Origin of the sequence: Streptomyces sp. CA-142005 (assembly GCF_050942335.1) — a bacterium.
Lineage (GTDB): Bacteria > Actinomycetota > Actinomycetes > Streptomycetales > Streptomycetaceae > Streptomyces.
On the sequence record NZ_CP192078.1, the window covers coordinates 4192589 to 4210276 of the forward strand.

The window sequence follows — 17688 nt, forward strand, 5'->3', positions numbered from 1 at the left end:
ACCGGAAATGTCCGGGATTAGGCCATAAGTGTGTTGACCAGGGTCTCCTGGAGCCCGCCGAGCCACAGATAGGCCATCACCATCGGCTTGCGCGGGTCCTCGTCCGGGAGCCGGTAGAGCAGGTCGGTGTCGTCCTCGTCGGTGATCTCCAGCCGGGTGCCGATCGCGAGCCGCAGGTCGTTGAGCGCGCCGAGCCACTGCCGGGACTCCCCCGCCGCGAGCTTCAGCACCGCACCGCCCTCGTCGACCGGGGCGAGCGCGTCCAGGGCGCGGATCACCGCGAGCGCGTTCTCGCGCTTGCCGGCGCGCAGGTCGTTCTCGGTGTAGCGGCGGAACTCGGCGGAGTGGGCCTGCCACTCCTCGGCCTCGGCGGGCGAGTCCGGGGCCTGCTCGGGGTCGCTGTAGGCGTCCGGGAAGAGCCTTCTGAGCACCGGATCGGCGGGCGGCTCGCTCGGGCCCTCCGCGAAGAGCTCGGCGAGCGGGTCCTTCTGGCTGTCCGCGCCCGGCCCGGGGCCGATGAGCTCCAGGAGCTGGACGGCCAGCGACCGGATGATGGAGATCTCGACGTCGTCGAGCGCGACGGCCGCGCCGCCGCCGGGGAGCGGTTCGAAGTGTCCGGGCATGTAAATGGGTTCGCTACTTCCGGTCCTGCTGCAGGGTGGCCCACAGACCGTAGCCGTGCATCGCCTGCACGTCGCGCTCCATCTCCTCGCGGGTCCCGCTGGAGACGACCGCCCGGCCCTTGTGGTGGACGTCGAGCATGAGCTTGGTGGCTTTGTCCTTCGAGTACCCGAAGTACGACTGGAAGACGTACGTCACATAGCTCATGAGGTTGACCGGGTCGTTGTGCACGATCGTGACCCAGGGGACGTCGGGCTCGGGTACGGCGAAGACCTCCTCCGCCGACTCTGTGCGTTCGATCTCTAGGGGCGCGGGTGACGTCACATTGCCCATGCTGCCACGCGGCCCGGAAATCGTCACACCGACGAGAAGGGAGTAGGATCGGTTGCCATGAACACAGCGGACCTTGGGCTGCCGGTGGATGTTCCCTCGACGGCGCTCTTCACGGACCAGTACGAGCTGACGATGCTGCAGGCCGCTCTCAAGGCCGGTACGGCCGAACGGCGGAGCGTGTTCGAGGTCTTCACCCGGCGGCTGCCGGACGGGCGCCGCTACGGCGTGGTGGCGGGCACCGGGCGTGTCCTGGACGCGGTGGAGAACTTCCGCTTCGACAGCGATGTGCTGGGCTTCCTGGGCGAGCGGAAGATCGTCGACGAGGACACCCTGAAGTGGCTCGCCGACTACCGCTTCAGCGGGGACATCTGGGGCTACCCCGAGGGCGAGGTCTACTTCCCCGGCTCGCCGATCATGCGCGTCGAGGGCACCTTCGCCGAGTGCGTCCTGCTAGAGACGGTGATCCTCTCCATCCTCAACCACGACTCCGCGATCGCCGCGGCGGCCTCCCGGATGGCCTCCGCCGCCGGGCAGCGCCCGCTGATCGAGATGGGCGCCCGCCGCACCCACGAGCTGGCGGCGGTCGCCGCCGCGCGCGCCGCGTACGTCGGCGGCTTCGCGACCACCTCCGACCTCGCGGCCGGCTTCCGCTACGGCATCCCGACGGTCGGCACCTCGGCCCACGCCTTCACCCTGCTCCACGACCGCGAGCGGGACGCCTTCCAGGCCCAGGTCGCCACCCTCGGCCGGGGCACCACGCTGCTCGTGGACACCTACGACGTCGCCGAGGCCGTCCGTACGGCGGTGGAGGTGGCCGGCCCCGAGCTGGGCGCCGTCCGCATCGACTCCGGCGACCTGCTGCTCGTGGCGCACCGGGTGCGGCAGCAGCTGGACGAGCTGGGCGCGCGGAACACGAAGATCGTCGTCACCTCCGACCTGGACGAGTACGCGATCGCCTCGCTGGCCGCCGCCCCCGTGGACGCCTACGGCGTCGGCACCCAGCTGGTCACCGGCTCCGGCCACCCGACCTGCTCCATGGTCTACAAGCTGGTCGCCCGCGCCGAGTCCGGCGACCCGAAGGCGCCGCTGGTGCCGGTCGCGAAGAAGTCCAGCGGCGGCAAGACCTCCCTCGGGGGCCGCAAGTGGGCGGCGCGCCGGCTGGACGAGGACGGGGTGGCGGAGGCCGAGGTCGTGGGCACCGGCCCGGTGCCGGCGGAACTCGCCGAGCGCCAGCTCCTCGTGCAGCTGGTCAAGGGCGGTGACGTCGTCGCCCGGGAACCCCTGGACGTGCCGCGCGAGCGCCACATCGCCGCGCGGGCGAACCTGCCCCTCTCGGCGACCCAGCTCTCCCGGGGAGAACCCGTCCTTCCGACGGAGTATGTCCAAGGGCGCTCGGGTAGCTAAAGCGGGACCGCCGTCCGCCCCGCCCACGCCCCCTCCCCTACGGGCCCGTAAGTCTCTAGGCTCAGTTACTTAAACCTCAGTCGAAGGACATCCACCATGCGCCGCGCCTTGATCGTCGTAGATGTGCAGAACGACTTCTGCGAGGGGGGCAGCCTCGCGGTGGCGGGCGGCGCGGACGTGGCCGCCGCGATCACCGAGCTGATCGGCCAGGCGGCGGGCTCCGGCTACCGCCATGTGGTCGCCACCCGGGACCACCACATCGCGCCCGGCGGCCACTTCGCCGACAACCCCGACTTCGTCCACTCCTGGCCCGCGCACTGCGTCGCGGGCACGGAGGGGGTGGGCTTCCACCCCAACTTCGCCCCCGCCGTCGCCTCCGGCGCGGTCGACGCGGTCTTCTCCAAGGGGGAGTACTCGGCGGCCTACAGCGGCTTCGAGGGCAAGGAGGAGAACGGCACGCCGCTGGCGGACTGGCTCCGCGCCCGCCACATCGACGAGGTCGACGTGGTCGGCATAGCCACGGACCACTGCGTTCGCGCCACCGCCCTGGACGCCGCGCGGGAGGGCTTCCGCACGCAGGTCCTGCTGGACCTGACGGCGGGGGTCGCTCCGGAGACGACCGAGAAGGCTCTGGAGGAGCTCCGAGAGGCGGGCGTGGAGCTGACGGGCAAGCCGGTGGTCAGCGGCTGACGGTCACCGGCCACCGCCGACCTGCAAAGCAGCGCCCCGAAGGGGCGCGGGGCCGTATCGACATGCGGCTTGGCCGCGTGGGCGCGACCAGCCACAACGCACCCGCGACCGCCCACGCGGCGCCACCACCCCCACAGCCGGCGTCACCCCTGCTGAACCGCCGGAGGTCTCAGCAGCGCCCGGATGGGGTGCCACAGCTCGTTCACGATGACACCGTTGTCCGTGGGGGCCGTGCGCCATATCAGGCCGTCCGGGTGGTGCAGCACCGCCGTGATCTCGTCCGGTGTCGGAGGCGCCGCGTTCCCCCGGAGGTAGATCGCGCGGAACCCCAGGTTGCGGAGCCTGGTCAGGGCCCGGGCCCGGTTCTGGGCGAGCACCAGTACCCGCACCCCGGCGGAGCCGTAGGGCAGGTTCAGTGCCACCACGACCGTGCCGTTCGGCAGCTTGCAGAAGCCTCCAGCGGCCATGCGGTCACATCCCCGTTTCGGTCGGTGTCAATAAGCGGTCCACAGGACGCACCTAAACACGATCGGCGGCAACCCGCCAAGGGGTTGCCGCCGATACGCGTCTGACCTGCGAAAACGTGGACTACTTCACCGCGGGGCCGACCTTGAGCAAGATCGTCGAGCCGTCCTCGGCCTCCTTGACGATCGAGATCTTGGTGTTGGTGTCAGTGACCTTCACGCCACCGGTAGGGTTCGCCGGGTCGTAGTAGGTGCTCGTGTGGTCGTTGAAGACCGGCACCCCCTTCGACGCCTTGATCACCGTCGCGACGTCCGCCTTGTGCAGCGTGATGCCGTCCGTGCCGTACAGGCTGAACGGGGAGTCGTACGCCTGCATGCGGTTGCGCATCAGCGTGCCGTCGGTCCACTTCAGCGCCTTCGGGTGCGAGTCGATCGGCAGGATCAGACCGGTACCCGGGTGGCCGTTGCTGCTGTTGGTGTTGTTGTCAGCCTGGGAGGTGTCCCACTTCCAGATCAACAGGCCGTTCTGGTACGGGTAGTGCTCCACCCAGTCCGGACGGGTCGTCGAGAAGCCGAAGTTGTACGGGCCGACCTTGAGGGTCTTGTCGTACGACACGTACTGCCGGTTCTCGGCGACGTAGTACTGCTTGTAGTCCTTGGTGAAGGACGCGCCGATCCGCGAGAAGCCGTTCGCGCTCCAAGCGGCGTCCGCGGACTCCGCGTTGTCCGAGAAGACGGGGGCGCCGTCGGCGGTCACGGTGATCGCGTCGGCCGTGAAGCCGTTCTCCGCGACACCGCCGTCGGTGGCGTAGCGGAAGCGCAGGCCGATCTTCTTGCCCGCGTAGGCGTCGAGCGAGTACGACAGCTTCTTGTGGCTCTGCGAGAAGCCGGTGAGCGCCGGGTTGCCGCTGCCGTCACGCGGGATGGCCTGGCCGTCCGCCGTGCCGTCCAGGGCGGTCCAGTTGGCGCCGCCGTCGGTCGACACCTCGGCGTACAAGTAGTCGTAGCCGTCCTCGATGGCCCACCACCCGTCCAGGTCCAGCTTCGCCGAGGACTTGCCGGTCAGGTCCACGGACCGGGTCAGCGTGTTCTTCAGGTCGTTGCCGCTGCCGCTCCACCACTGGGTCGAGCCCTCGGCGGGCTGGGTGATCGTGGTGGTGACCGCCTTGTCCGGCAGGGTGACCACGAGGGCCTGCTTGTCCCAGGTGTTGTACTCGGCGACGCCCAGCTTGTGCGTGGACTGCGTACCGGCCTTGGCGGTGTCGTAGTTGAGCCAGCCGAGCTGCAGCTTGTCCCAGGCGTTCATGTCGCCCGGCAGGTCGCCGATGGACTCCCTGCCGGTGCCCAGCCAGGAACCGGAGGACATCAGGGTCCAGAATCCGGTGGAGTTGTCGCCGCCGGCGGTGTCGTACTCGTCGGGCAGGCCGAGGTCGTGGCCGTACTCGTGGGCGAAGACGCCGAGGCCGCCGTTCTCCGGCTGGATGGTGTAGTCGCCGACCCAGACGCCGGTGTCGCCGACCTGGGCGCCGCCTAGCTTGTTGCCGGCGGGGCCGGTGGCGCCCGCGTCGGTGCCGAAGGCGTACCAGCGGTGGGCCCAGATCGCGTCGGTGCCCTGGGCGCCGCCGCCCGCGGACTCGTCCTCACCGGCGTGCACGATCTGGAAGTGGTCGACGTAGCCGTCGGGCTCGTTGAAGTCGCCGTCGCCGTCGTGGTCGTAGCGGTCCCACTGGTCGTACTGGGCGAGGTCCTTCTTGATGTCGGCGTCGGTCCGCCCGGCCGCCTTCGCTTGCGCGACCCAGGCGTTCAGACCGTCGCTGACGACGTTCCACACGCTCGGGCAGTTGGTCTGGCCGCAGGCGTTGTTGCCGTAACGGGCCTCGTTGTAGGGGACCTTGACCCAGTCCGTGACCTCACCGGAGACCGAGTAGCGGCCCGAGGACTGCTTCTCGTAGTACTTCTTCAGCGACTCGGTCTTCTTGCCGGTGCCGAAGTAGAGGTCCTGGTAGTGCTTCTGGCCGTAGTCCTTCTGCCAGGCCGTGGAGTTGTCCTTCTTGCGGTCCGGCGCGGCGATGGTGTTGTGCAGCGGGCCCGCGGTGCCGCCGTACGTGGGGTCGGTCTTGTCCCCGAACTCCACCAGGATGGTGAAGATCTTGTCGGTCTTCTCGCGGCTCAGCTCGACGTACTTGCTCTTGCCCTTGCGGCTCTTGAGCGCCACGACCTTGGAGCCGTTACGCTCCTGCGCCTTGGCCTTCCCCGATATGAGCTGGTTCAGCGCCTCCCGGCGCTGGGCTTCCTGGGTCTTGCTGAGCGGGCCGTCCAGGTCGTGTGCCCGCTGCCGCACCGGGGCCGGGTCGTGCCGGTTGACGGCCGCCGACCGGGTCTGGGTGCTCGCCTCCGCGACGGCGAAGGTGGCGAACGTCGCGGAGGCCGCCGCGAGGCTCACACCGATCGCGGCCGCTCTGAACGTCCAGGATCTGCTGGTCACTTGAGTTCCTCCCCTGCGCCTGTTGGGCGCATGTCAAGTGACGTCATTTGACTAGAGGTTTAGAAGAAAAAACAGGTCTTGACTTGTTGCGGCCAAATCCACTAGGCGCAGCAGACGTTCGCTTGACGAACCTGCTGGCGTCCTATGACTCCACCCCATGACTCCGTGCGCCCCCTGTGCACCGGTACCGTGGGTTAGGTCACGCTTACCGGGTGTCCGGCTCGGGCATGCACGCGAAGAGAGTCGAACGGCACGCCCCCCAACACCCCCGAAGAATCCCCCGAAGACTTCCGAGGACACGATTGCCATGCCTCGTCCGACCGCCGCACAGCTCGTTTACGGTTCGTGCACCGTGATCTTCTCGACGCTCGCCATGCTGCTGCTGTCCCAGACGAGTTCGGGCCTCGGGGTCACCGTCATCGCCCTCGCGGCGCTGGCCCTCGGGCTGCTCGTGGCGATGACGGTGCCGCTGCCGAAGGTCCGTACGACCGAGGCACCGGCCGGATCCGCCGAGCCCGCGCCGCAGGAGCAGCCGGTGTCCACGGCCTTGTGAACTGTGCGCACACGAAAAGCGGCGGCCCGTGATCCCACGGGCCCGCCGCTTTCGTACGGGCACCCCTGCGCCTGGCTCAGCCGGTGCTGACCACCACCGTCTTGGCCGCCTTGTCGTGCAGCCCCTGCTTGTAGGGCTTGTCGAAGTAGCTCCAGCCGCCGCAGATCGCCGTCCAGATGCAGGCACAGCAGAAGGCGAACGGCACCCACAGCACCAGGGCGCGGATCAGGTTGGTCTGCACGGAGGGGGTGGCGCCGTTGTCCAGGTTCGCCACCCGCATCTTGAACCACTTCTTGCCGAGGGTCTGGCCGTACTTGGTCATCATGAACGTGTCGTACGCGACGTACAGCGCGGCCGCGATGAAGGACTGCCCCACGGACTTGCCGACCGCGACGTGATCACCGTTGACCTGGTACTCGCGCACTCCGAACGCCCAGGTGAGCAGCCAGACGACGATACCGACGAGGATCAGGTCGATGATCCGGGCGAGGGTCCGCCTGCCGCTGTCGGCGAGCGGGGGCATACCGGCGAGCGGGTCGGCGGGATAACCGCCCGCGCCGTAGGGGCCGGTGCCGTAGGGGCCGCCTCCATAGGGTCCGCCGCCATAGGGAGGGGGCTGGTCTCCGCCGTACGGGGGCGGCGGCTGGTTTCCGTACGGCGGCGGTGGCTCGCCGCTCCCGTACGGGGGCGGCTGGCCGCCGCCCGGGGGCTGCCGGGCACCGCCGGACGGAGTGTCGTACGGCGAGCCCGACCCCTGGTCCGACGGGGGCCTCTTCCTGAACGGGTCGTCCTCGGGGGGCTGCTCTCCGGAGCCGGGGGGCGGTTCACTGCTCATGGCCCGAGTGGACCGCGAACGCCCCGGCTCCGCATCCGGCGGACGGCCGTACGGGGTACGGCCGTGCCCCGCGCTCAGCCCGCGACGAAGGTGTGCGCCGCCTTGTCGTGCCAGCACTGGTGCCAGGGCCGGTCGAACAGGCACCACAGCACGCCCAGGATCCCGATGCCGAGCAGGCCGGGCACGCTGTAGACCAGCCAGCGGCGCAGCGCCGCGCCGAAGGCCGGGGGCTCGTGCGCCTCGATGTCCCGGACCTCCAGACCGAGCAGCTTCTTGCCGAGGGTGCGGCCCCATCTGGCGGTCGGCAGCACCTCGTACCCGACGCCGGCGAGCAGCAGGACGGCGAGCACGATGCCGAGGCTGGTGGCGGTCGTGCCGTCGAGCAGCCAGACGGTGACCTCGCGGCCGGACAGCCTGGCCGCGTCGATCTTCTGCTGGACGTGGTCGACGGCCTTGGTGCCGAGCGGTACGGCGGCGACGGCCGTCACGGCGCCCACGACCACGGTGTCGATCAGCCGGGCCGCGAACCGCTTGCCGAGTCCGGCGGGGCGGGCGGCGGCCTGGCGGCGCGCGGCCGCCTGGAACGGGTCCTCCACCGGCGGCTTCCACGGCGCCACCGGCTGGTCGTCCCCGCCGGCCAGTCGGTGCACCTGCTGCGCCCAGGACGCCTGGCCGCCACCGGGCCCGCTGGTCACCGGGGTGGCCGGGGCACCGGCCTGCCCCGGAACCGGGGGCGCCACGGCTGCCTGGGCGGGCTGTGCGGGCTGGGCCTGCGGTGCCTGCGCGGCGGCGCGGGCGGCGGCCTTGCCGGCACCGAAGCCGGGGCCCGCGGCCGGGGACGCGGCAGCGGGGTTCGCGGGGGATGCGGCGGAGGGCGGGGTGGGAGTGCCGACGGGACCCTGCGGCCCGAAGCCACCGGGCGCACCCGCGTCATGGCCGCCCTCACCCGCGCCGGAGGCGGACGCGCCGAGGCCCGGGCCCTGTCCGGGTACCGGGCGGAACGTCATCGTGCCGTCGTCCTGGACCGCCGCGGGTCCCGGGACCGGACGGCGGAAGAGGAAGGTGCCGCCCGGGTTCTGGTCCTCGCCCTCCCCCGGCCCGCCGTCGGCGCGGCCGGCCTGGCCCGCCGGACGGGCCGGGCCCTCAGCGGGCACCCGCGGGTCGGCACCCCAGGCGGTCCGCCCGTCGGCGGGCCCGTGACCACCGGCGCCCTGGCCGCCCGGGCCCGCCTGCCCCGCCGTGCCCTGGTCGCCGTACCCGGCGTGTCCCGCACCGCTTCGGCCGTCGGCGCCCCAGGCGCCGGGCCCGCTGTGGCCGTCGGGCGCCCAGGTGCCGGAGCCGTCCTGGCTGGCGGGCGCCGGCTGCGGGTCCTCGTCGAAGAAGTGGGGGCCCGTCTCCTCCACGGCCGAAGGCGCGGCGCGGACACCGGGCGGCGGGACGAGCGGTTCGCCGTCCTTCGGCGCCGGGCGGCTGGTGCCGGGCACCCAGGAGGCGCCGTTCCAGTACCGGACGTATCCGGGGATGGACGGGTCCGGGTAGTAGCCCTCGCGGGGCCTGTCGTCACCTGGGGCCGGGGTTGGGGCGCTCATGTCCGTCGTCCCGTATCTGCTCGGGGGTGGGATGGGGGCCTCCACATCTATCAGACCGCGGCAGCCCGCAGCGCCAGTCCCGCAGGACCCACCCCTTTCCGGGCAATGCCGCACCCCGCTCTCACACGTTCGCGAAAAGAATTTCCGCTGACCCGCGTAATGGCCCGGCCCCTGCCCGCTCTCCCCCGGTGCGGGCCGGTTCCGAGCGGCCCCGAGCAGAAAGGACACGCAGGTCATGGAACACACCGTGGTGGAGCGGGAGCTGGAACTGAGGCTCATCCTGTCGCCGGAGCGCGGCATCCCGGTGCCGGCCCGGCTGAGCTACCGCACCGACGATCCGTACGCCGTCCACATCACCTTCCACATCAACTCCCGGTCCCCGGTCGACTGGACGTTCGCCCGCGAGCTGCTGGTGGAGGGCGTGTTCCGGCCGTGCGGGCAGGGGGACGTGCGGGTGTGGCCGACGAAGGTGGAGGGGCGCGGTGTCGTGCTGATGGCGCTGAGCTCCCCGGACGGGGACGCGCTGCTGGAGGCGCCCGTCCCGCAGGTGTCGGCCTGGCTGGAGCGGACCTTGCGGGCGGTGCCCCCGGGGACGGAGGGCGGGCAGCTGGGCCTCGACGACGCGCTCGACCAGCTGCTCGCCCGGTGAGGCGTGGTACCGGGGACTCAGAGCACCTTGCCCGGGTTGAGGATGCCCAAGGGGTCGAAGGCCTGCTTCACGGCGCGCTGCATCTCGACCCCGACCGGGCCGATCTCCCGGGCCAGCCACTCCTTCTTCAGCATCCCGACGCCGTGTTCGCCGGTGATGGTGCCGCCGAGCTCCAGGCCGAGGGCCATGATCTCGTCGAAGGACTCGCGGGCCCGCCGGGACTCGGCCGCGTCCGCCGCGTCGAAGCAGACGGTGGGGTGGGTGTTGCCGTCGCCGGCGTGGGCGCAGACGCCGATGGTCAGGTCGTACTTGGCGGCGATCCGCTCGACGCCCTCCAGCATCGCGCCGAGCCGCGAGCGGGGTACGCACACGTCGTCGATCATCGTCGTGCCCTTGACCGCCTCCAGCGCGGTCAGCGAGAGCCGCCGGGCCTTCAGCAGCATCTCGGACTCGGCCGCGTCCTCGGCCGGGACCACCTCGGTGGCGCCGGCGGCCTCGCACAGCGCGCCGACGGCGGCGAGGTCGGCGGCCGGGTCCGGGGTGTCGAAGGCGGCCAGCAGCAGCGCCTCGGTGGTCTCCGGCAGGCCCATGTGGGCGAGGTCGTTGACCGCCTTGACGGTCGTACGGTCCATCAGTTCGAGGAGGGACGGGACGTGACCGCCCTCCATGATCCGGCAGACGGCGTCGCAGGCGGCGGCCGCGGAGGGGAACTCGGCGGCCAGCACCAGCTGCTGCGGCGGCTTGGGCTTGAGCGCGAGCACCGCCCGGACGACGATGCCGAGCGAGCCCTCGGAGCCGACGATGAGACGCGTGAGGTCGTAGCCGGCGACGCCCTTCGCGGTACGGCGGCCGGTGGACATCAGTCGGCCGTCGGCCAGCACCACGTCCAGGCCGAGGACGTACTCGGCCGTGACCCCGTACTTCACGCAGCACAGGCCGCCGGACCCGGTGCCGATGTTGCCGCCGATGGTGCACATCTCCCAGCTGGAGGGGTCCGGCGGGTAGTACAGGCCGTGTTCCTCGACCGCACGGGACAGCGTCGCGTTGATCACGCCGGGTTCGACCACGGCGATCCGGTCGACGGGGCTGATCTCCAGGATGCGGTCCATCTTGGTGAGAGACAGCACGATGCAGCCGTCGGTGGCGTTGGCGGCGCCGGACAGTCCGCTGCGGGCGCCCTGCGGGACCACCGGGACGCGCAGTTCGGTGGCGGTGCGCATGACGTGCTGGACCTGTTCGACGGTGCGCGGCAGGACGACGACGGCCGGGGTGCCGGCCGGGCAGAAGCTCGCCATGTCGTTGGCGTAGGAGGCCGTGACGTCGGCGTCGGTGAGGACCGCCTCGGCCGGCAGGCCCGAAAGGAGCCGGTCGGTGAGGTTGCCCTGGGCCTCGTCGGGTGCGGCTTGGATACGGCTCATGATCACAGCGTCGCACCATGGGCCATCGCTGTGAACCCCGTCGGCCGTCTCCCTCCGGCCCGCCGGCCGGGTTCAGAGCGCGGCGGTCCCGATGAGGGCGTTGCGGGTGGCCAGCGCCGCCGGCTGTTCCTCGCTCAGCCCTTCGGTGTCCCCGGGCCGTCTCGGCAGCACCATGGAGCGCGTCTCCGCGCTGGAGTCCCATACGGTGATCCGGGTGTCGGCGGGCAGGTGCAGGCCGAACTCGGCGAGGACGGCACGCGGATCCCTGACCACCCGGGAGCGGTAGGCCTCGGACTTGTACCAGCTGGGGGACGGGCCGAGCAGGAACAGCGGGTAGCAGGAGCAGAGCGTGCAGACGACGACGTTGTGGGCGTTCTCGGTGTTCTCCACCACCCTCAGCCGCTCGTGGGCACCCTCCATGTAGCCGAGTTCGCGGACCGCGGCCGTTCCGTCGGAGAGCAGCCGAGCCTCGTAGGCCGGGTCGGTCCAGGCGCGCGCCACCACGCAGGTGCCGTTCGCCGGGGTCGCGCCGGTGACGAAGGCGTCGATGACCTCGTCCAGCCGCGCGCCGGTGAGCACCCCCTTCTCCTCGAGCAGGGTCTCCAGCCGCCGCACCCTGCGGGCGATCGCCGCGTCGGAGTGGTCACCGCTCATCGGGCACCTCCTCCAGACAGCTCTCCCACAGGTCCAGTACGACGTGGTGATCGCCCTCGCCCCACAGGTCGCGGGCGGCGAAGCGCACGGCGTAGACCTGTTCGACGGGCGCGTCCGCGCGGCCCTGTGCGCTGAGGTCGGCCAGGGGTGCCCGCTCCTCCGGCTCGATGACGACACCCGGCTTGCCGCGGGCGTAGCGCGGCAGGCGGGTGTGGTGCGGCGGGTCGTACGGGAAGGTGCGGACCCGGGTGCCGGCGGTGAAGCGGTCAGGCATCCGCGGTCTCCGTCGCGCCGCGGCCGCCGGGTTCCCGCTCGTCGAGTTCACCCGGTGCGAGGACGCCCTTGCGTTCCAGCAGGGAGCAGATGGCCGTGAACCACCGCTCGTAGTAGGAGGTGGTCAGGTACCGGGCGGGCGGGATCGACTCGATGGCGTCCCGGAACTCGTCGAGATGGAAGAGCCCCGCCTCGCGCAGGGCGAGCAGGAGGCCGGCGACCCTCGCCTCCCAGTCCGCGTGGAAGGGCTCGGGGTCGTCGGTGGTGTCGATGGCGCCGAAGCCGACCGTGCCGCCCACGTCGTTGATCTTGGCCACGACGTGAGCCTACGTCCGCCTCGGCGCCCTCGCCTCACAGGTTGCCGCGGCGCTCCTGCTCCCGCTCGATCGCCTCGAACAGGGCCTTGAAGTTGCCCTTGCCGAAGCCCATCGAGCCGTGCCGCTCGATGATCTCGAAGAAGACCGTCGGCTTGTCCTGGACCGGCTTGGTGAAGATCTGCAGCAGGTAGCCGTCCTCGTCGCGGTCGGCGAGGATCTTCAGTTCGCGCAGGGTCTCGATCGGCACCCGCGTGTCGCCGACCCACTCGCCGAGGGTGTCGTAGTACGAGTCGGGGGTGTCGAGGAACTCGACGCCGGCCGCGCGCATGGTGCGGACGGTCTGCACGATGTCGCCCGTGTTCAGCGCGATGTGCTGGACGCCGGCGCCGCCGTAGAACTCCAGGTACTCGTCGATCTGGGACTTCTTCTTGGCGATCGCGGGCTCGTTGATCGGGAACTTGACCTTGAGGGTGCCGTCCGCGACGACCTTCGACATCAGCGCGCTGTACTCGGTGGCGATGTCGTCGCCCACGAACTCCTTCATGTTCGTGAAGCCCATGACCTTGTTGTAGAACCCGACCCACTCGTTCATCCGGCCGAGTTCCACGTTGCCGACGCAGTGGTCGATGGCCTGGAAGGTGCGCTGGGCGGGCGGTTCGACGATCGGCTTCGCGGCGACGTAACCGGGCAGGTAGGGGCCGTCGTAGCCGGAGCGGTCGACCAGGGTGTGGCGGGTCTCGCCGTAGGTGGCGATCGCGGCGAGGACGACGGTGCCGTGCTCGTCCTTCACCTCGTACGGCTCGACGACCGAGCGGGCGCCGTGCTCGACGGCGTAGGCGTGCGCGGCGCGGGCGTCCGGGACCTCGATGGCCAGGTCGATGACGCCGTCGCCGTGCTCGGCCACGTGCCGGGCGAGGAAGTGGCCCCAGTCGGTGCTCGGCTTGATCACCGAGGTGAACACGAAGCGGGCGGAGCCGTTCTCCAGGACGTAACTGGCGGTCTCGCGGCTGCCGTTCTCCGGTCCGCAGTAGGCGACCAGCTGCATGCCGAAGGCGGTGGAGTAGTAGTGCGCCGCCTGCTTGGCGTTGCCCACGGCGAAGACGACCGCGTCCATTCCCTTGACCGGGAAGGGGTCGGCCTGCCGGGCGGTGTCGGGAGTGTGGTGAGTGGTCTGCGTCATAGCGGAAGCGTGGACCCGCCCTGCAAGGTGCGCAATAGTTTCCGTGTTCACTGGGCAATCTGTTCAGTGATAGGGCCGTATCGGCGGTCTTTCTGTACAGGATGCCCATCCCTGGAGGTGCCGTGGCGATCGATCATCTGGACGGGCGGATCATCGTGCTGCTCGCGCGCGAGCCGCGCATCGGGGTGCTGGAGATGTCCCGGCGGCTCGGGGTCGCCCGGGGCACGGTGCAGGCGCGCCTGGACCGGCTGCAGTCCAGCGGGGTCATCCGGGGCTTCGGCCCCCAGGTGGATCCGGCGGCCCTCGGCTACCCGGTCACGGCCTTCGCCACGCTGCAGATCCGGCAGGGCCAGGGTCCCGACGTCCGGGCGCACTTGGCGACCGTGCCGGAGGTGCTGGAGCTGCTGACCACCACCGGCAGCGGGGACATGCTGTGCCGCCTGGTGGCCCGCTCCAACGCCGACCTCCAGCGGGTGATCGACCGCGTCGTCGGCTTCGAGGGCATCGTCCGCGCCTCCACGGCGATCGTCATGGAGAACCCGGTTCCGCTGCGGATCATCCCGCTGGTGGAGCAGGCGGCGGAGGAGTAAGGGCGGCTTACAAAGGAGTTGATGCAAAGAGAGCGTTGCAAAGAGGTCTTTGCATAGCTATCTTTGTATGCATGACGGAGCACGAACGACACGAAGACCGGAAGGAGCGGCAGCTCGACGCACGCTCGCTGCGCGGGCTCGCCCATCCGCTGCGCATGCAACTGCTGGAGTCCCTGCGGCACCACGGCCCGGCGACAGCCTCCCAACTGGCCGCGCGGCTCGGTGAGTCCAGCGGAGCCACCAGCTACCATCTGCGCCAGCTCGCCACCCACGGCTTCATCGAGGACGCCCCGGAGCAAGGCAAGGGCCGGGAGCGCTGGTGGCAGGCGGTCGACCAGGGTCTGAGTGTGGGCGAGGACCTGCTGCGCAGCCCGGACCCGGCGGTGCGCGGCGCGGCCGACGTCTTCCTGCACGAGATGGTGACCGCGCACGGCCGTGAGCTGGCCGGCTTCGTCGCCACCCGCGACAGGTGGCTGCCGACGTGGTCCCGCGCCGCCAACCTGAGCGACGCGACGATCCGGCTCACTCCCGACCTCACCCGCGAGCTCATCGGCCGGATGCAGGCCCTGATCGACGACTACCGCGACCGCGAGACCGCCCGGGACACCCCCGACTCCGAGCACGTACGCATCCACACGCACCTGTTCCCCGTCGAGACCGACTGAGAGGTACAGCCATGCACACCGAGGTCCAGCTCGCCCGGCTCCGCGCCGCGGACCTGCGTGCCCAGGCCGCCGCCCACCGCCTCGCCGCCGAGGCGAAGCCCCACGTCGAACTGCGCACCCGCCTCGGCTGGACCCTGGTCGAACTCGGCCTGCGTCTCGCCGCCACCCCGAGGCCGACCCCCGTACCGGCCTAGCAGGTCGGCACGGACTTCCCCTTATCCAGCGCCTCCAGGGAGTCCACGGCGCTCTTCAGCGTGGTGACCGGGATCAGGCGCAGTCCCTTCGGCAGTTCCGCCTTGGCGTCGGTGCACTCGGCCTTCGGGACCAGGAAGATCGTGGCGCCGTCACGTCGGGCGGCCTGGGTCTTCAGGGCCACCCCGCCGACCGCGCCGATCCTGCCGGAGGCGTCGATCGTGCCCGTACCGGCGACGGTACGGCCGCCCGTGAGGTCGCCGCCGCTGCCGTCGCCGTGCAGCTTGTCGATGATCCCCAGGGTGAACAGCAGGCCCGCGCTCGGTCCGCCCACGTCGGCGAGCTTCAGCGTGACCTTGACCTTGTCGGCGCTCAGACCCAGGTACTTCAGCGCCGCCTGGGTCGCGGCGTCCTGGGACTGCTTCATCTGCGCCTCGTTGTGCTGCTCGATCTCCTTGACGTTCTCGCCGCTCGGGTAGACCGCGTCGCGGGGCATCACGGCCCGGTCGGTGCGGAACCAGTTGCCGATCACGTCTTTGAGGGTCACCGTGGCGTCCGGACCGGTCGCCTCGATCGTGACCATCCGCAGCTGCCCGCTGGTCCGCCGGGCCGGGGCGCCCGAGACGGTGATCACCTGGCTGCCCTTGTTCTCGCCGAGCACGTTCGCCGTCATCCCGGGCTGCCCCACCGAGAACGGCAGCGGCGCGAACGCCGCCGTGGCCAGCAGGGCCGCGACGGGCACGGCGCAGACGGCTACGGCCTGGGGACGCGTGAGACGTGAGAGCACGGGATCAATCTAACGTGACCACCAGCCGTGCCTTATGCCGCGTACAGGTCCCGCCGGCCCCGGGTGAAGCGGCGCAGGGCCTCCGGAAGGGGCTCGACGCCGATTCCGGGGGCGGTCGGGACCGGCAGGTGGCCGTCCTGGAGTACGAACGGCTCGGTGATGTCCTCGGCGAAGTAGCGGGAGGACGCGGAGGTGTCCCCGGGGAGCGTGCAGCCGGGCAGGGCGGCCAGGGCGAGGTTGGGGGCGCGTCCGACGCCCGTCTCCAGCATGCCGCCGCACCACACCGGGACCCCGTGCGCGTGCGCCACGTCGTGGACCCGGCGGGCCTCCAGGTAGCCGCCGACCCGGGCGGGCTTGACGTTCACCACCCGGCAGGCGTCCATCGCGATCGCGGCGGCGGTGTCGGAGGCGTGGTGCAGGGACTCGTCCAGGCAGACGGGGGTGCGCAGGCGCTGCTGCAGCTGGGCGTGGGCGTGCAGGTTGTTCTCCTGCAGCGGCTCCTCGATCAGCAGCAGCCCGAACTCGTCCAGGCGCCGCAGCCGCTCGGCGTCCGCCAGGGTGTACGCGGTGTTGGCGTCCACCTGCAGGGGCAGTGCCTCGCCGAAGCGGTCGCGGACCGCCCGTACCGGCTCCACGTCCCAGCCCGGCTCGATCTTCAGCTTGATGCGGACGTACCCTTCGGCGAGGTAGCGCTCGACGTCGTCCAGCAGCTCCGGCACCGAGTTCTTGATGCCGACCGACACCCCGGCGGGCACCCGGTCCCGCACCGCGCCGAGATACACGGCCAGCGGCATGCCGTACGTGCGCAGCTCGGCGTCCAGCAGGGCCGTCTCCAGGGCCGCCTTCGCCAGCTCGTGGCCCTTGATCTTGGCCACGGCCGGGGCGAGGGCGGCGGCCGTGACCTCGCCCAGCGCCGCCACGCGCGGGATCAGGAAGTCGCGCAGCACGATCTCGGCGCCGGCGACGAACTCCGAGCAGTACAGCGGCTCGGGGTCGGCGGCGAACTCCGACCAGCCCTCGGCGGAGTCGGTGACGACGTGCAGGAGGAAGGTGTCCTTCGTCGTCATCGTCCCGAAGGACGTACGGAACGGGGTGACCAGCGGGATCGCCACGTGCACGATCTCGACGCGCTCCAGTTTCACGCGGCCTGCTCCATGGGGGTCCCCCCGCTCGAGCGCAGCCGAGAGTGGGGGAGGGTCAGCGTGTACCAGCCGTCGCGGGACATCCCGGTGGCCCGGAACCCCTCCACGAAGGCCGTCAGCAGCACCTCGCGCACCGCGTGCCGCCAGCGCAGCGCCAGCGCCGGGTCGGCGGCGCGCAGCTTGACGATGTCCTCGGGCACCCGGCACCAGATGTGCCGCTCGTCGCGGCGGGTGAGGGGGTCGCCGTCGGGGGCGGTGGCGGTGACCGGTCCGCGGGGTGCGATGTCGTACGGCGCCGGTGGCGCGCCCAGGTCCCAGGTGACCGTCAGCCGGTCGCTCTCGTCGCCGTCGTTCACGCCGTCGGTCATCGGGCCGTAGAAGTCGACCAGGTACTCCGTGCCGGTGGCGCCCAGCTTGGCCAGGTTGAAGCGGGCGTTGCGGCCGACCAGCGGGTCGAAGGTCCAGCGCATGGTGCGGGCGCCCAGGCCGAGGGCCCAGTCGCGCTGGGCCAGCTTCACGGCGTGCCCGAGCCCCCGGTCGGCGGCGGCCACCAGCGAGTAGGTGCCGCGGTCGGCGCCGAGGACGGCGACGGACGCGCCGGCCAGCCGCTGCCCGTCGTACGCGGCGTGCACCGCGCCGCCGGCGTGCACCAGGCTGTGCAGGACCTCGGCCGGGTAGGGCGGTGCGGTGCGGGGTGTCTGCCAGACGTCGCTGAAGTAGCCGGCCACGGCCGCGAGGGAGGCGACGTCGTGGACGGTGCGGATGGTGACTCCTGCTGTCATGGCACGAGTCTCGAAGGAGCCGGCTCCGTGTGTGTTGTGCGAGCGGCCAACGCACGCGTACGTTC

At 71.2% G+C, this 17688-nt stretch carries 21 protein-coding genes; 7 read left to right on the forward strand and 14 right to left on the reverse strand.

What is annotated here, in order from left to right; all coding sequences use genetic code 11:
- Positions 1-17: 17 nt before the first annotated feature.
- Entirely contained in the window at positions 18-623 is a 606-nt protein-coding gene (locus ACQPXS_RS19730; protein ID WP_433450699.1) for a DUF2017 domain-containing protein, read from the reverse strand.
- 13 nt (positions 624-636) lie between these two features.
- The gene (gene clpS / locus ACQPXS_RS19735; protein WP_351809912.1) at positions 637-954 is read right to left on the reverse strand and encodes an ATP-dependent Clp protease adapter ClpS; all 318 of its coding nucleotides are present in this window, start codon (positions 952-954) and stop codon (positions 637-639) included.
- 57 nt (positions 955-1011) lie between these two features.
- On the opposite strand from clpS, the gene ACQPXS_RS19740 reads away from it, so the two are divergent.
- Positions 1012-2358 (forward strand): nicotinate phosphoribosyltransferase, encoded by a 1347-nt coding sequence (locus ACQPXS_RS19740; RefSeq protein WP_433450700.1) that lies wholly within the window; start codon positions 1012-1014, stop codon positions 2356-2358.
- Positions 2359-2454: 96 nt separating this feature from the next.
- The gene (locus ACQPXS_RS19745; protein ID WP_433450701.1) at positions 2455-3048 is read left to right on the forward strand and encodes a nicotinamidase; all 594 of its coding nucleotides are present in this window, start codon (positions 2455-2457) and stop codon (positions 3046-3048) included.
- 143 nt (positions 3049-3191) lie between these two features.
- On the opposite strand, the gene ACQPXS_RS19750 is transcribed toward ACQPXS_RS19745, so the two are convergent.
- Positions 3192-3515 (reverse strand): hypothetical protein, encoded by a 324-nt coding sequence (locus tag ACQPXS_RS19750; protein WP_365323199.1) that lies wholly within the window; start codon positions 3513-3515, stop codon positions 3192-3194.
- Positions 3516-3636: 121 nt separating this feature from the next.
- Positions 3637-5997, reverse strand: a complete 2361-nt coding sequence (locus ACQPXS_RS19755) for an immune inhibitor A domain-containing protein (protein WP_433450702.1) — start codon at positions 5995-5997, stop codon at positions 3637-3639.
- 307 nt (positions 5998-6304) lie between these two features.
- Between ACQPXS_RS19755 and ACQPXS_RS19760 the strand changes: the two genes are divergently transcribed.
- Entirely contained in the window at positions 6305-6550 is a 246-nt protein-coding gene (locus ACQPXS_RS19760; protein WP_433450703.1) for a hypothetical protein, read from the forward strand.
- A 76-nt stretch (positions 6551-6626) separates the two neighbouring features.
- Here ACQPXS_RS19760 and ACQPXS_RS19765 read toward each other — a convergent pair whose 3' ends face one another.
- Both ACQPXS_RS19765 and ACQPXS_RS19770 read right to left on the reverse strand, forming a co-directional pair.
- Positions 6627-7385: an RDD family protein gene (locus ACQPXS_RS19765; protein ID WP_433450704.1), complete on the reverse strand. Its 759-nt coding sequence runs from the start codon at positions 7383-7385 to the stop codon at positions 6627-6629.
- A gap of 74 nt (positions 7386-7459) precedes the next feature.
- Positions 7460-8974 carry an RDD family protein gene (locus ACQPXS_RS19770; RefSeq protein WP_433450705.1) on the reverse strand — a complete coding sequence of 505 codons (1515 nt, stop codon included), beginning with the start codon at positions 8972-8974 and terminating at the stop codon, positions 7460-7462.
- Positions 8975-9209: 235 nt separating this feature from the next.
- Here ACQPXS_RS19770 and ACQPXS_RS19775 point away from each other — a divergent pair, with 235 nt between their 5' ends.
- Entirely contained in the window at positions 9210-9623 is a 414-nt protein-coding gene (locus ACQPXS_RS19775; protein WP_433450706.1) for an SsgA family sporulation/cell division regulator, read from the forward strand.
- 17 nt (positions 9624-9640) lie between these two features.
- On the opposite strand, the gene ACQPXS_RS19780 is transcribed toward ACQPXS_RS19775, so the two are convergent.
- From ACQPXS_RS19780 to hppD, 5 genes are all read right to left on the reverse strand, one after another.
- Positions 9641-11047: an FAD-binding oxidoreductase gene (locus tag ACQPXS_RS19780; protein ID WP_433450707.1), complete on the reverse strand. Its 1407-nt coding sequence runs from the start codon at positions 11045-11047 to the stop codon at positions 9641-9643.
- A gap of 66 nt (positions 11048-11113) precedes the next feature.
- Entirely contained in the window at positions 11114-11695 is a 582-nt protein-coding gene (nthA, locus tag ACQPXS_RS19785) for a nitrile hydratase subunit alpha (RefSeq protein WP_433450708.1), read from the reverse strand.
- Positions 11685-11969 (reverse strand): SH3-like domain-containing protein, encoded by a 285-nt coding sequence (locus ACQPXS_RS19790; RefSeq protein ID WP_433450709.1) that lies wholly within the window; start codon positions 11967-11969, stop codon positions 11685-11687. Before ACQPXS_RS19790 ends, nthA begins: the two co-directional genes overlap by 11 nt.
- On the reverse strand, positions 11962-12285 hold the full coding sequence (locus tag ACQPXS_RS19795) for a hypothetical protein (RefSeq protein WP_433450710.1): 324 nt from the start codon (positions 12283-12285) through the stop codon (positions 11962-11964). The genes ACQPXS_RS19790 and ACQPXS_RS19795 overlap by 8 nt, the downstream gene beginning before the upstream one ends.
- Before the next feature lie 34 nt (positions 12286-12319).
- The gene (gene hppD, locus ACQPXS_RS19800) at positions 12320-13465 is read right to left on the reverse strand and encodes a 4-hydroxyphenylpyruvate dioxygenase (protein WP_433450711.1); all 1146 of its coding nucleotides are present in this window, start codon (positions 13463-13465) and stop codon (positions 12320-12322) included.
- A 122-nt stretch (positions 13466-13587) separates the two neighbouring features.
- Between hppD and ACQPXS_RS19805 the strand changes: the two genes are divergently transcribed.
- From ACQPXS_RS19805 to ACQPXS_RS19815, 3 genes are all read left to right on the forward strand, one after another.
- Positions 13588-14055: an Lrp/AsnC family transcriptional regulator gene (locus tag ACQPXS_RS19805; RefSeq protein ID WP_433450712.1), complete on the forward strand. Its 468-nt coding sequence runs from the start codon at positions 13588-13590 to the stop codon at positions 14053-14055.
- 71 nt (positions 14056-14126) lie between these two features.
- A complete protein-coding gene (locus ACQPXS_RS19810; protein WP_433450713.1) occupies positions 14127-14720 on the forward strand; it encodes a helix-turn-helix domain-containing protein in 594 nt (197 codons plus the stop codon).
- A gap of 11 nt (positions 14721-14731) precedes the next feature.
- Entirely contained in the window at positions 14732-14914 is a 183-nt protein-coding gene (locus ACQPXS_RS19815) for a hypothetical protein (RefSeq protein ID WP_433450714.1), read from the forward strand.
- Here ACQPXS_RS19815 and ACQPXS_RS19820 read toward each other — a convergent pair.
- From ACQPXS_RS19820 to ACQPXS_RS19830, 3 genes are read right to left on the reverse strand one after another with little or no spacing between them, the layout of a single operon-like run.
- The gene (locus ACQPXS_RS19820) at positions 14911-15699 is read right to left on the reverse strand and encodes a S16 family serine protease (RefSeq protein ID WP_433450715.1); all 789 of its coding nucleotides are present in this window, start codon (positions 15697-15699) and stop codon (positions 14911-14913) included. The genes ACQPXS_RS19815 and ACQPXS_RS19820 overlap by 4 nt on opposite strands.
- A 32-nt stretch (positions 15700-15731) precedes the next feature.
- Entirely contained in the window at positions 15732-16841 is a 1110-nt protein-coding gene (gene menC / locus ACQPXS_RS19825) for an o-succinylbenzoate synthase (protein ID WP_365323175.1), read from the reverse strand.
- Entirely contained in the window at positions 16838-17623 is a 786-nt protein-coding gene (locus ACQPXS_RS19830) for a chorismate synthase (protein WP_433450716.1), read from the reverse strand. The genes menC and ACQPXS_RS19830 overlap by 4 nt, the downstream gene beginning before the upstream one ends.
- Positions 17624-17688: the final 65 nt, after the last annotated feature.

Bases quoted from the DNA above. Each gene is read 5' to 3' on its own strand.
- ACQPXS_RS19790 (WP_433450709.1), bottom strand. From the start codon at position 11,969: ATGCCTGACCGCTTCACCGCCGGCACCCGGGTCCGCACCTTCCCGTAC.
- nthA (WP_433450708.1), bottom strand. From the start codon at position 11,695: ATGAGCGGTGACCACTCCGACGCGGCGATCGCCCGCAGGGTGCGGCGG.
- hppD (WP_433450711.1), bottom strand. From the start codon at position 13,465: ATGACGCAGACCACTCACCACACTCCCGACACCGCCCGGCAGGCCGAC.
- ACQPXS_RS19730 (WP_433450699.1), bottom strand. From the start codon at position 623: ATGCCCGGACACTTCGAACCGCTCCCCGGCGGCGGCGCGGCCGTCGCG.
- clpS (WP_351809912.1), bottom strand. From the start codon at position 954: ATGGGCAATGTGACGTCACCCGCGCCCCTAGAGATCGAACGCACAGAG.
- ACQPXS_RS19765 (WP_433450704.1), bottom strand. From the start codon at position 7,385: ATGAGCAGTGAACCGCCCCCCGGCTCCGGAGAGCAGCCCCCCGAGGAC.
- ACQPXS_RS19810 (WP_433450713.1), top strand. From the start codon at position 14,127: ATGACGGAGCACGAACGACACGAAGACCGGAAGGAGCGGCAGCTCGAC.
- ACQPXS_RS19740 (WP_433450700.1), top strand. From the start codon at position 1,012: ATGAACACAGCGGACCTTGGGCTGCCGGTGGATGTTCCCTCGACGGCG.
- ACQPXS_RS19750 (WP_365323199.1), bottom strand. From the start codon at position 3,515: ATGGCCGCTGGAGGCTTCTGCAAGCTGCCGAACGGCACGGTCGTGGTG.
- ACQPXS_RS19745 (WP_433450701.1), top strand. From the start codon at position 2,455: ATGCGCCGCGCCTTGATCGTCGTAGATGTGCAGAACGACTTCTGCGAG.
- ACQPXS_RS19760 (WP_433450703.1), top strand. From the start codon at position 6,305: ATGCCTCGTCCGACCGCCGCACAGCTCGTTTACGGTTCGTGCACCGTG.
- ACQPXS_RS19775 (WP_433450706.1), top strand. From the start codon at position 9,210: ATGGAACACACCGTGGTGGAGCGGGAGCTGGAACTGAGGCTCATCCTG.
- ACQPXS_RS19770 (WP_433450705.1), bottom strand. From the start codon at position 8,974: ATGAGCGCCCCAACCCCGGCCCCAGGTGACGACAGGCCCCGCGAGGGC.
- ACQPXS_RS19815 (WP_433450714.1), top strand. From the start codon at position 14,732: ATGCACACCGAGGTCCAGCTCGCCCGGCTCCGCGCCGCGGACCTGCGT.
- ACQPXS_RS19830 (WP_433450716.1), bottom strand. From the start codon at position 17,623: ATGACAGCAGGAGTCACCATCCGCACCGTCCACGACGTCGCCTCCCTC.